This window comes from Affinundibacterium nitidum (assembly GCF_014284155.1).
In the GTDB taxonomy this organism is placed as follows: Bacteria; Pseudomonadota; Gammaproteobacteria; order Burkholderiales; family Burkholderiaceae_D; genus Undibacterium; species Undibacterium nitidum.
This window is the reverse complement of the sequence record NZ_JACOFZ010000001.1, coordinates 806,222-818,808: the sequence shown is the minus strand read 5'-3', so window position 1 is coordinate 818,808 and position 12,587 is coordinate 806,222. Positions and strand designations below refer to the sequence as shown.

The following is a 12,587-nucleotide window of genomic DNA, read 5'->3' as shown; positions in this document are numbered from 1 at the left end:
GCAGGATTGGCGCCTAGCGCTGCATCCCCGAAATTGAATTTTTGAGTAGTTTTAGAGAAAAGCCCCGAACTATCGGGGCTTTTTTTTGTCTATACTGTGCGACGTTAAGTTTGGCGGAGTTTTGTCGTAACTTGGGTTCGGTAAGCATCGCTAGCAGTTTTTTCATAAAGGTTTGTTATGACTTTACATATTCGTCAATTGGTGCGTGAAAACAAAGGATTCTTGATTTTAGTTTTTGGCATGATTTTTATGCGTAGTGCCTTGGCTGACTGGTATGTCGTGCCTTCGAGTTCGATGTATCCGCATTTGCTTGAAGGAGATCGCGTGATTGCTAATCGCATTGCTTATGATATTCGTGTACCGTTTACCGATATCGTTATTAAGCAAGTGGGCAATCCTCAACGTGGTGACATCGTCACGTTTTTCTCACCGGAAGATGGTACTAGATTGGTCAAGCGGGTCATCGGCTTGCCTGGCGATACGATAGAAATGCGCGATCGCAAGCTCATTATCAATGGTGACGAGGCACACTATCAAGAAGTGCCTGACGTGCCACGTGATTATCTGACACCAAAATATGAACTCAGCCAACGTGTTTTCACCGAAACACTTGGCGACTTACATCACAACATCATTGTCATGCCTGAAGTCTATCAGTCCATACAATCGTTTGCACCGACGACGATCCCAGAAGGTCAGTATGTGATGCTCGGTGATAATCGCGATAACAGCCGCGATTCACGTTATTTTCATTTCGTGAAACGCGAGTTGATTACCGGTCGCGTCAGTCGCCTGATGTTCTCACTTGATTATGAAAACAACTACATGCCGCGATTTGACCGTATCGGTGCGCGAGTCGCACAATAAATAGCGATCGACCAAATATAAAAGGCTGCCTGTTTCAATGGCAGCCTTTTGTATTTCAGGGGGGCTATTTACTGATTTTGGGGACGTAACCAAGTGCAGCTGAGATTTGTGCCGCAGTACTCATCAAATCACCAAGCCATGCCTCTTGTAGCCGATCTGCAGGTGCTGAAATCGATAGCCCTGCAATCATTTTTCCAGTATCGTCGTGTATGCCCGCTGCCATGCATCGCACTCCAAGTTCCAGTTCTTCATTGTCACGGGCATAGCCGTTGGCTCGCACAGAGGCTAACTCACGCTCTAATTTGGAAACATCGGTAATCGAATTTTTGTTGTGTCCAGCAAGGCCTGTGCGGGTGATATAGGCACGCAAAGCTTTGGGTTCATCGATGGAAAGAAAGAGCTTTCCAGTAGAGGTCAGATGTAAGGGCGCACGGCCACCAATCGCGCGCACAACCTGCATGCCCGAACGTTCCGAAAACGCACGGTCAATATAAACAATTTCATCACCTTGCCTTACCGAGAGATTAATCGTTTGGTTTGTAATGCGATGTAAGTTACGCATGAATTCGAGTGCCGCTTCACGGACATCCAGACGGCTCTTGACAATATTACCTAATTCCAACAGCCGCATACCTAGTCGATAGGTGCCAGTATCTGCACGGTCGACAAATCGCGTGATCACTAGGTCATTCAAAATACGGTGGGTTGTAGAAGGGTGTAAGCCTGTCACGCTTGCCAACTCTTTCAGGCTGACAGGGTCTTGATAACGAGAGAGCGCATCTAACAAAGAGACCATGCGCTCGATTACTTGAATCGAAGTTTTATCACTTACGGGAGCGTCATTTTTCATGATGTGGATGGTGCAATGCAATAATTAAACAATGTTATACCACATTGTGAAATCAAATGCCTAGGAATTCGACTCTAGTCATCGATTTTTTTCTCCGATTATTATGGAATATGAGAAAGATATGCAGCAAAAGATCGGAAAGAGTTGGCATGTGTTGGGAAAAAACTCTAGTTTGTGTCTCCCCTGGAAATTTCTGATGATTTCACCCCAGCATCATTGCTTGGGTGTAATATGCAAAAAGCTTCGCTCGTTAATTTGCAGGTTTCAGTTTGCTTTTGCCTTACTCTTTGAGAATTAGGGAAGTGTACGCTATGACTAATACTGCTGTGATGTCAACCTCGTTTCGTTCTTCACCATGGAAAATTCTCTTGGTGGATGATGAGCCTGATATACATGATGTCACCAAACTCACACTGCATCGCTTCGAACTTGATGGACGAGGGCTGCAGTTCTTTGATGCCTATAGTGGACCAGAGGCGAAAGCAATTTTGAGTCGCGAACCTGACATCGCTTTGGTGTTTCTCGATGTTGTGATGGAGACAGAAGATGCTGGGCTCGAAGTTGCGCGATGGATGCGCCAAGACTTGAAAAACCAATTTACGCGTATCGTGCTTCGCACAGGCCAACCCGGCCAGGCCCCAGAGGAAAGTGTTATCGTTGACTACGATATCAATGACTACAAAGAAAAAACAGAATTAGATCGCACCAAACTTTTCACTACGACTTTCGCTGCGTTGCGCGCCTATCGCGACATCTTTACTGTAGAAGAGGCTAGGCGTTTTCAAGTGACTTATCGCGAAGGTCTTGAACGGGTGATTGAGGCTTCCGCTCACATATACCAACAACGCAATATGCATGATTTTGCCAATGGCTTGCTGCAGCAAGTCGTTGCCTTACTGCGCTTAGAAAAGAGTATGTTGCTGCGCTTACGGGGAGCAAGTGGTGTCTCTGGTGAAAATCGTTATGAGGTCTTAGCAAAGATTGGAAATTTTGATGACGATCATCAGTTGTTCAGTTCCGAACTATTGCGGCATTTAAATGAGGCAACCGTCAACCGTATCTCTCGTTTATATGGCGATACCTATGTTGGTTACTTCCCGAATCAAAGCGGAAAAGCTTCATTGTTGGTGTTGCAGGGAGTGGATAAGGTTAGCGAAATTGATTCGAAATTGCTGGAAGTGTTTTCATCAGGTGTTGCCATTGCGTTCGATAACATCCTATTGAACCAAGAGATTAGCGATACCCAAGGCGAGTTAATTATGCGTCTTGGTGATGTGGTTGAATCACGATCCCCCGAGGCTGGTAATCATGTTCGCCGTATGGCGGAAGTTTGTCATTTGCTAGCGATTGCCTCAGGCATGGATGCTGACGAAGCCGCCGTCTTGAAACAGGCTGCTCCTATGCATGACATCGGGAAGATTGCCACACCAGATTCTGTTTTGCTCAAGCCAGGCAAGCTCGATGCAGGGGAGTGGGACATTATGCGTTTGCATCCGCAAGTGGGTATGTCTATTCTGCATGGCTCGCATCGCCCAATTTTGAAAGCAGCATCGATCATCGCGCATCAACACCACGAAAAATACGATGGAAGCGGATATCCTCAAGGCTTGGCAGGGGAGGAAATTCATATTTATGCCCGTATTGTGGCAGTGGCCGATGTGTTTGATGCATTGATGCATAGCCGCTGTTACAAACCAGCGTGGCCAATCGACGAAGTTGTGGCTCATCTAAAGAATGTCAGTGGTAGCCATCTTGATCCGAGATTTGTGGAACTCTTGGTTCAAAATGTCGATCGCGCCGTCGAGATTAACGAGCGCTTCCCAGACTAGATTTATTTGCTCATGTCTCGATCGGAATGCGTATTTGGTAGAGCAAACCTTTTCCAGGCTGACTTGAGGCTCTAATGCTACCGTGAAGTAGGCCCGTGACTAAGTTGAAGACGATGTGAGCCCCCAAGCCGCTACCACCTTGACCTCGTTTGGTTGTGTAAAACGGATCAAATAATTTTTCCAGCTCCTCTTGTTCCATCCCTTTGCCATTGTCTTCATATTCAAAAAGAAGGTGACTATCAAGTCTCTGCAAACGTAAATGAATTTGTCCCTCTTTAGTTTGCTCGAAGCCATGGTTGAGCGAATTGACTACAAAATTAGTAACGATCTGTGAGAGCGCGCCTGGATGGCTGTTAATCTTGAGGTCGTTGGGACAATCAATATGAATTTCTACGTTTTTTCCTTTGAGTTTTGGTTGTAGTGAGACCATGATTTCATTCAGATAAGACTCTAAGTAAAACTCTCGTTTGTCGTCCGACGTTTGGTCAACGGCAACCTGTTTGAAGCTTCTCACTAACGAGGCCGCACGTTTTGTATTGGCATTCAAAATGCGCAAGGATTGTTCAAGCACGTCGAGGAATTGAGCTCTATGGCGGTCGTCGAATTTTTCTGCATCAATATCGCGACGTGTGAGTCGAAGCTCTTCAATCAAATGCGTTGTGGCAGTGACACAGATCCCGAGCGGTGTATTGATCTCATGGGCGACGCCTGCGACAAGCCCGCCGAGTGAGGCCATTTTCTCCTTGCGAACCAACTCAGATTGAGCTTCACGCAAGGCAAGTAACGCGCTATTGAGTGCGTTGTTCTGCTGTTCTAAGTCTGCTTTGGTTTCGAGTAGATTGCGTTCTGAATTTAATCGATCAATGGCCACGGCGATATGGCTAGCGACATACACCAGTAACTCCATATCATTCTCAGAATATTTATTTTTTGCATCATAGCTTTGAACGATGATGACACCGTAGATGAGCTCGTTGATTAATATCGGAACACCTATCCAGCTTTGGGTATCTGCGCCACCGAGCACCTGTTTAATGTCACCTTGTGCGATGAGATCTTGTAAGCGAGATTGATCGATGAGTTGAGCCTTTCCGCTATGTATTACGAAGGATGTCATGCCCATGCCAAGGGGGAAGCGATGCATCGCCGGAAGTTCATCTTTTTCATCGATGAAATACTGTACGCTAATCTCCTCGGTCTCTGCGTGGTAGAGCGCAACCATGAAATTTTTTGCAGTAATGAGGCTGTCGACGATGGCGTGGATATTGCCATATAGTTCATCCGCGTCCGCAACTGAGAATGATAGCTCAGCGATCGAGTAGAGCGCTTTTTGGATTTGTTCAGAGCGTCGCCGTTCACTAATTTCATATTTTAGAAGCGCCGTTCTTTCTGATACTGCCTTCTCCAATCGATCAACACTTTGGAACTGTTGTAAGGCGTTTGAAACATGCCCAGCGATCAATTGAAACAGTGCTTGATCTTCATGTGTGTAGAGATGGCGTTGATCATAACTTTGAATCACCATCGCACCAAGGCAATCTTTCTGATGATCGATCAAAGGATAACCCATCCAATGCTCAGAGCGTGTTCCAGTGACGCCCTTAAGTTCTGGTAGCGAAGTGAGTTGTTCGTCCTCTTCTGCAGTGACGATCATTTCTTTCTTATTTAGAATTACCCACTTCGTAAATGAATAGCCTGATTCATCGAGTTTGAATCTTTCTTCAGGGTCGGGAGCGTCATCGACTTCGTCGACAAAATAGGCGAAGCGCACGGCATTTTCATCTCTGTCGTAGAGAGCAATATAGAAGTTGGCGGCATACATGATGCGCGACAAGGCAAGGTGAATTGCTTGAATGAATTCACGTATATCGGAGGTATGTGAAGAGAGACGACCGATCTCGAGTACCATCGCCTGCACGGCTTCGAGACGTTCTAAGCGGTTTTTCATGTCAGCTCTCCCAACGAAAACAAGCTTGATTGGCTTCTACCGAGAGAGCTTAGACTAAATCCCAAGAAATGAAAAACATTGTTGATGCTTGTGGAAAAATAAGACTATTGTTTCGCCCAAACTGTTGCAAATGGAACGGCTTTAACAGTTGGGAGTTGAGCGACCATCCATGCTGTCAGCCCGCCTCGATACCAATGCAAATTCGTATAGCCCAAATCATGAAGTCTCATAATGGTATTTAAGCTCATCCAGCACTCTGGTGATGCACAGAATACAGCAATCGCTTGGTTCTTTTCTGGTGCGATTTTCCTCATGATGATTTCCAAATTCTTGATGCTTGAGTCATCAAGCTGGTGCTTATTACTTTGTTGGCCGTAGACAATGCCTGCACTATCAAACACATGCGCATTTGGGATTGTCTCGGAGTCCGAGTCGGCCAGCATGGTTGCATGAATTAAGACGATTTTCTCTGCCTTAATCAGTTCAACCAAGCTTGCAGTATCGATGGTTTTCGCAGCCTTGACTTGTGTGGGCGTAGCAAAATGAACGCCTTCATCGATTATTCTTGGACCATCGGGTTCGGGCATCAACCAATCTTGCTGTTCGACCAAACGATATTGTTCAGAACGTATTTTCATACGTGAAATTGCATTGGCCGAGGCGTTAGAAAATTTGGCATATTCTTTGAGGTAATCCGTACCATTCAAGCCAATTATTTGACACGGTGCGGATGCTTTTTTCTGGCATTCGGAAAACGTATAGCGAAGCAGTCCAGAGTTTGCGACGTCACTACTGAAGGTTGCGTAGGCGCCATTTTCCGAAGCGAGGAAGGCTTTGTTGCCTTTCACATCTTCGTAGCTCTTAAATGCCTTTTGTTGTTGTTCATTGAGCTTTACGGTTTCTGGGTAGATGGATTTAACCGTCACACATGCGCTTAGGGCGAAGGTGAGCAGACAACTGAAGAGGATGCGCATAATGTGGGGTAAATGTTGTTTGATCTTAATGATGTAAATAATGCCATAAAATTAATGTTTAGACAATCCTAAGTATCTTTCGCGGCAGCGATGACGGCGCGTACTCACGGTTTGTCCTGATTGCAACCGTAATGTCATCTTTATGTTTTTTTAAGCTGATAAAATGAAGAAGAATCTATTTCTCTTATTTGAAGGAAACCTAAGTGACAGAACCTAAAGTGAATGAACTCCAGCAGACGAGTGAACAGGCGGTGAGTGAATTCAAAAGTAAAAGCGGTATTAAACGTATTTTCTCGGCCTTCTTTTATTCCATTGATGGCCTGCGAGCTGCGTGGCGACAAGAGCATGCTTTTCGCCAAGAATTAGTGCTAGTAATTTTGGGTATTGTGGTCGCTTTGTTCTTGCCAGTCTCTGCTTTTGAGAAGCTGATGATGATCGCGGTCTTGGTATTAGTGCTGGTCGTGGAGCTGCTGAATTCGGCGATTGAGGCCGTGGTCGATCGTGTCTCCTTAGAACGGCATGCGCTGTCCAAAAACGCTAAGGATTTTGGTAGCGCGGCGGTGCTGCTGACGTTTTTGATCGCGGTCGCAACTTGGTCTGTTATCCTGTTTAATCGCTTTTATTACTGAAGCGTAGTCAGCGCTTCTCGCAGTCGCTGCAAGAATTCCTCTGCGTTTTCATGGCTGAACACGATAGGCGGTTTCAGCTTTAGTACATTGTCATAAGGGCCGTCTGTCGAAAGTAAGATACGATGTGCCTTGAGATATTCGATGACGGCATTTGCTTCGTCTGTCGCAGGTGTGAGCGCATGGTGATCTCTCACCAGTTCGACACCAATAAATAAACCTGTACCACGCACATCGCCAATCAACTTGAACTCTGACTGCAGGGCACGCAAGCCTTGCAAGATATGTTCTCCTACTGATGCTGCGTTGGCTTGCAGCTTTTCTTGTTCGATCACATCCAGTACCGCAAGGCCCATTGCGCACGAAACTGGGTTGCCGGCAAAGGTATTGAAGTATTCCATGCCATTCATAAATGCTTGCGCAATTTCAGGACGAGTGACTACTGCCCCCATAGGATGTCCGTTGCAAATCGGTTTTCCCATGGTGACAATGTCTGGCACCACACATTGATCTTCGAAGGCCCAGAAATGCGATCCAGCGCGCCCGAAACCGACCTGTACCTCGTCTGCAATGCAAACAGCGCCAGCCTCATGGGCGATGGCATAGGCATGCTTGAGATAGCCTTCAGGTAACACCACCTGTCCACCACACCCAAGTATCGATTCGCAGAAAAATGCGGCAGGCGCTTCACCGCGCTGGCGAATAGCAGCAATCGCGCGATGCAGATCGTGTGCGTATTTGGCGCCAGCTTCGGGGTCGTCGCGACGGAATCGGCCTCGATAGTCATCAGGAATTTCAGCAACTTGTATATGTGCAGGGCGTCCTTGACCACCTTTACCATCAAATTTATACGGCGACAGTTCTATCATGGTTGGCGAATTGCCATGATAGGCGTGATCGACCACGATTATGTCATTTGCTTTGGTATAGGTTCTTGCTAGGCGTAAAGCGAGATCGTTGGCTTCAGTACCCGAGTTGGTTAGAAACACGACGGAAAGTTCTGTGGGCATTGTCGCGCTTAAACGTTTTGCATACTCAACGATATTGTCGTGCAAATAGCGGGTGTTGGTATTGAGCTGCGCCATCTGCGCTTGGCCAGCAGCCACCACTGCAGGATGGCAGTGGCCAACGTGGCAAACATTATTCACCATATCTAAGTAGGCGTGACCATCTTGGTCGAACAAATAAGCACCTTCACCACGTATCATTTTAATCGGCTCGCGATACGACATACTCAGACTCGGATTCAAATGGCGACGGCGTAAATCGATGATTTCTTGCGGGCTGCGTTGAGGAATGGCTTGAGCAGTGGTAGTCATAATTGGTAATGCAGTAAATGGTTTCAGAGGACGCTTAAGATTAGTGCTTGCAATGGCGCTTGCCCCATGGTGTCAAATTGTTTGAGTAGGCGACGGACGCCCACTTGCGACACCATGATGTAAGTATTTTCTGGGTTCTTACGATAGGCGCGTGTTGCCATCAGTACGCTTTGACTGAGTCGCGCCAAAATCAAAGCGGGTAAGGCGAGCAGCTCAGCTTGCGTTAAGGGATGAACTGCTTGATAGCCGCGTAAAATGGATAAGATACATTCTTGAATGCGCTTCGGCTCGTCCGCATGTTGTAACGCATAGACGATCGTAATCGCGAGGTCTACCACGCGCAAATGACGGCACATATCGCCAAAATCGATGATGGCATTGACCTCGACTTTGTTTGTGTTAGTACGCGATATAGGCATCGCTTCGCGCGCAACAATCACGTTGAAATCGTTGGCATCATTATGAATAACCGCCATGGGCAATTGGCTTTTCCATGTCGCTTCATGTTGCGCAAAATGTTTCGTATGGTGAGCGACGAGTTGACGTAAATGCAGGTCCTCAATATGTTCAATTTCGTTTTCGAGAGTCGGAAGATTGCTAATGCTCCAATCGACAAAGCGGTTCATGGCAGTATGTTCAAAGTCCTTGAGGCCACGATCGAGTTTGCCTATGGCGACACCTAAACTCGTCTCTAGCTCATGGAGATTGACTGTCGGGTCTTGAGCGACCTTGGCGTACACTTCGCCTTCCACGAAGGTCAGCAAGCGCATGTGACACAATTGGTTTTTGGGTTCTGCAATGCTGATATCGTCCGACGTAGGTAGCAGTAACGGGATGATATGCAAACCTTGTTGGCTGATTATGACCTGAGGAAGTGCCAGATCTGGACAAGTTTTCTCGAGATGTAAAAGCGCTGCATTTTCTATATCGAGGTCTGCATATGACCAATTTGGATTCGCAATCTTGAACACATAGGTGCCATCTGGGCTACTAATCTTAAAGTTACGGTCCGCATAAGAGGGAAGTTCGCTAATAAGGCCAGTGATTTGCCAATGTTGTTGGACTAATATTAGGGCGTCGGCGGCATTGAGATTCAGCATAGGGGGCTATTATGCGCAAAATTTGAGCAACTTTGATCATGTTGAGCGACCAGCCACCATTGGGATGTACTAGTACGTTCTTGATGGCTTCGCTTAAAAAAGCTTAAGTATACTATAAATATATTAATCAATAGTGGTTGTTCTAAACTGCATAACTGTTATTGGCGGTTGGCGCTACTGCAACCGGCTTCGAATTAGCATGAACAATGATCCGCAGTAACTTGTCTGCGATTGAAGTTTGGATTATCACTCCAGGGTCTTTGTCATAAACACGCTCAATGGATCAAGCACGTAGTCGCCAAAAGGCGGGCATTCAATAAAGCCGAATTTTTCATACATTTTTCGCGCTGGAATAAATTCGACCTGCGAACCGGTTTCTAAACTTAATCGTTTCAGGCCTTGCTCTTGGGCTACCTGGATGATGTGTTTTAGGATCGCCGCGCCGACACCTTTCTGTAAATGTTGCGCTGCTGTGCGCATCGATTTGATTTCTCCATGCATATCGTCGAGGCGCATCAATGCCCCGCATCCCATTAAGTCATCTTCTTCCCAAGCACTCCATACTTGAATGTTCGGACGCCTCAGTGAGTCGATCGCAAGAGCATGACAGCTCTCGGGAGGTGATATGGATGCCATATTGTTGAGATGTAGTTGAATCAGAGCGACAATTTTTTCGCCACTCAAGTCGTCTGCACGAATGTCCATAGATACAATCCCTTTTTTTGCTTATTTACTGTTTGTAGGGTACGCGCCCTGTGGGTACCACATCTGCTGCGCTAATGCAGTGCCCATGTTGATCATCAAAAAACATATGGGGCTGGAATGCCGCCAAAACTGCAGCTTTACTAACCCCACCCATAAAGAAGGTTTCGTCGATACGAATATCCCACGCGCGTAGTGTGCGAATTACCCGTTCATGCGCGGGCGAGGAACGTGCTGTGACCAAGGCTGTTCGTAGGGGCAAAGCATTTGGATCATCTGTTTTGAAATTATTTTGTAAATAGGAGATCGCAAGTAAGAGTCTGGCGAATGGTCCTTCGGGTAACGGTTTTTTTGCGTTCTCACGTTCATGCTGTTCAAACGCCTCTATACCACCAGATTGATAGATACGTTCTGCTTCGTCGGAGAAAATTACCGCATCGCCGTCAAAGGCGATACGAATTTGTTCGGGATCCGCAGCGGATAAGGGGGAGCGATATAGCATCGCTGCAGCCGTCCCAGAGTTGATGGCAGCCTGCACATCATCTTCATGTAATGACAAGAATAGGCTGACATTGAAGGCCTTGAGATACGGTGCCAGTGGTGCCCCTCCAGCCAGCGCAGCGCGGCTAATGTCTAAACCATAATGTGCAATTGAATTAAAGATGCGCAATGAGGTTTCCGATGAATTGCGCGACATAATTACGACTTCGACTAAACGTTTTCCAGGTGTCATTTGATTTAAACGAAGCAGGGCTTTCACCAAAGGGAAGCCAGCACCAGGGCGTAGAATTTCGTTTTCATGTTGTAATTGATGGAGACGATAAGCGTCAAGGCCCTGTTCTTGATAAATTTTTTCTTCTGCTTCTAAATCAAAAAGCGCCCGCGAGGAAATGCCTATCACCAGTAAATTGTCGAGAGAAAATGGCATACTTAAATGATCTCGCTCAGATGTTCAATTAAACGATCAATCTCTTGGCTGGAATTGTAATGAGCGATTGAAACCCTCACCACACCACCATGCTTTTCTACGTCTAAAGCATGTATTAAATGCTTGGCGTAAAAATCACCGTAGCGGATGCCGATGCCGTATTGATCAATATGGTGAACGATACTCTCGGAATCCTTTCCTTCGACGACAAAGCTTATCGTTGGCACACGCTTGCATGCATCTTGCGCCACTTCCGATAAACCAATAATGCGAACTTGAGGGCGACTGCGTAAGAATGAAAGCAATTGCTCTGCAAGTGAATTTTCGTGTGCTTCAAAACGATCAAATGCGTGCTGCATGAGTTCACGTGTGGAGCCCTTGCCTCCAAAGCTTTCACCGATAGCGATTAAATACTCACGAATACCCGCGCAGCCATAAGACAGTTCAAAGTTAACGTTACCAGGTTGAAGTTTGTACGGTAGATTTTCCGACCCAATGAAAAAGTGATTTAAGCCTGCGAGCTTCTCTAAAAGTTCGAAGTGGCCCCACAGCACTGCGTAGTGTGGGCCAAACACTTTATAGAAACTAAATACGTATATGTCGGCGCCACTTGCTTGTACGTCGACTAAACGATGCGGCGCGTATGCGACACCGTCAACACAAAGGCGAGCACCTACCGCGTGCGCAACGCGAGCAACTTCAGCGACAGGATTAATCGTACCTAAGACGTTTGAGGCATGCGTCATCGCCACCCACTTGGTGCGCGAATTCAACAATTGCTGCAAACTAGAAAGTTCTAACAGCATGTTATTCGGATTGACTTCCCAGACTTTGATGATGGCTCCAGCGGCTTGTAATCGCTTCCAAGCACCAATATTCGCTTCATGGTCAGTGTTGGTAATGATGACTTCGTCACCTGCTTGAATGCTGGGCATAATCGCCTGAATCAATAGAAACATTAAGCCCGTAGTCGAACCGCCCATCACCACTTCGCGATCATCTGGTGCATTAATTAGCTCCGCGACGTCACGCCGTGCTTGCAACACTCGTTCACTTGCTTGTTGTGACGTTGAGTAACTCGCACCGAGTTGCACGCTGGTCGTTAATAGGTAGGTGCTGATGCGATTGGCGACGCGTCCCAACACTTGGGAGCCACCCGCATTGTCGAGAAAGAGCGTTGGATTGTGTTGTGCAAAAACGGGAAATTCGGAACGTACCGTTTGCAGTTCGAGCTCGGATAGTTTCATAGAATAGGATCATCAAATCAATCCTATAACCTTACCATGAAATAGTACTGGCGAGATGATAGTAGCTAGTCATCAGCTGTGTTCTTTAGCAGCCGTTCATCAACTCGTGGACGTAAATAGATGGGCACCATCATCGCTGCCCAACGAGCAAAGAAGTTCAGCCTCAAATCAATATGGAACCTGCGCAAAATTGCAGT

Annotated in this window: 11 protein-coding genes; 3 read left to right on the top strand and 8 right to left on the bottom strand. The window is 46.5% G+C overall.

The window, feature by feature from the left end; all coding sequences use genetic code 11:
* Window positions 1-177: 177 nt before the first annotated feature.
* Window positions 178-867 carry a signal peptidase I gene (lepB, locus tag H8K36_RS03560; protein WP_186915051.1) on the top strand — a complete coding sequence of 230 codons (690 nt, stop codon included), beginning with the start codon at window positions 178-180 and terminating at the stop codon, window positions 865-867.
* Between the two features lie 64 nt (window positions 868-931).
* Here lepB and H8K36_RS03555 read toward each other — a convergent pair whose 3' ends face one another.
* Complete coding sequence (locus H8K36_RS03555) at window positions 932-1,717, bottom strand: IclR family transcriptional regulator (RefSeq protein ID WP_186915052.1); 786 nt, start codon at window positions 1,715-1,717, stop codon at window positions 932-934.
* Between the two features lie 311 nt (window positions 1,718-2,028).
* Between H8K36_RS03555 and H8K36_RS03550 the strand changes: the two genes are divergently transcribed.
* On the top strand, window positions 2,029-3,546 hold the full coding sequence (locus H8K36_RS03550) for a response regulator (protein WP_186915053.1): 1,518 nt from the start codon (window positions 2,029-2,031) through the stop codon (window positions 3,544-3,546).
* A 10-nt stretch (window positions 3,547-3,556) separates the two neighbouring features.
* Here the strand turns inward: H8K36_RS03550 and H8K36_RS03545 are convergent, their stop codons facing one another.
* Both H8K36_RS03545 and H8K36_RS19580 read right to left on the bottom strand, forming a co-directional pair.
* Window positions 3,557-5,494 (bottom strand): GAF domain-containing sensor histidine kinase, encoded by a 1,938-nt coding sequence (locus H8K36_RS03545; RefSeq protein ID WP_186915054.1) that lies wholly within the window; start codon window positions 5,492-5,494, stop codon window positions 3,557-3,559.
* Between the two features lie 104 nt (window positions 5,495-5,598).
* Window positions 5,599-6,420 (bottom strand): rhodanese-like domain-containing protein, encoded by an 822-nt coding sequence (locus H8K36_RS19580; protein WP_186915055.1) that lies wholly within the window; start codon window positions 6,418-6,420, stop codon window positions 5,599-5,601.
* A 251-nt stretch (window positions 6,421-6,671) separates the two neighbouring features.
* Here H8K36_RS19580 and H8K36_RS03535 point away from each other — a divergent pair, with 251 nt between their 5' ends.
* The gene (locus H8K36_RS03535; protein ID WP_329604199.1) at window positions 6,672-7,097 is read left to right on the top strand and encodes a diacylglycerol kinase; all 426 of its coding nucleotides are present in this window, start codon (window positions 6,672-6,674) and stop codon (window positions 7,095-7,097) included.
* Here H8K36_RS03535 and H8K36_RS03530 read toward each other — a convergent pair.
* The 5 genes from H8K36_RS03530 to H8K36_RS03510 all read right to left on the bottom strand — a co-directional run bounded on the left by H8K36_RS03530 (window position 7,091) and on the right by H8K36_RS03510 (window position 12,390).
* A complete protein-coding gene (locus tag H8K36_RS03530; protein WP_186915056.1) occupies window positions 7,091-8,413 on the bottom strand; it encodes an aminotransferase class III-fold pyridoxal phosphate-dependent enzyme in 1,323 nt (440 codons plus the stop codon). The genes H8K36_RS03535 and H8K36_RS03530 overlap by 7 nt on opposite strands.
* Window positions 8,414-8,436: 23 nt before the next feature.
* Window positions 8,437-9,513 (bottom strand): phosphotransferase, encoded by a 1,077-nt coding sequence (locus H8K36_RS03525; protein WP_186915057.1) that lies wholly within the window; start codon window positions 9,511-9,513, stop codon window positions 8,437-8,439.
* A gap of 246 nt (window positions 9,514-9,759) precedes the next feature.
* On the bottom strand, window positions 9,760-10,218 hold the full coding sequence (locus H8K36_RS03520) for a GNAT family N-acetyltransferase (RefSeq protein WP_186915058.1): 459 nt from the start codon (window positions 10,216-10,218) through the stop codon (window positions 9,760-9,762).
* A 25-nt stretch (window positions 10,219-10,243) separates the two neighbouring features.
* Window positions 10,244-11,143 carry a 5'-nucleotidase gene (locus H8K36_RS03515; protein WP_186915059.1) on the bottom strand — a complete coding sequence of 300 codons (900 nt, stop codon included), beginning with the start codon at window positions 11,141-11,143 and terminating at the stop codon, window positions 10,244-10,246.
* Between the two features lie 2 nt (window positions 11,144-11,145).
* Window positions 11,146-12,390, bottom strand: a complete 1,245-nt coding sequence (locus H8K36_RS03510) for a cysteine desulfurase-like protein (protein ID WP_186915060.1) — start codon at window positions 12,388-12,390, stop codon at window positions 11,146-11,148.
* Between the last annotated feature and the right edge of the window lie 197 nt (window positions 12,391-12,587).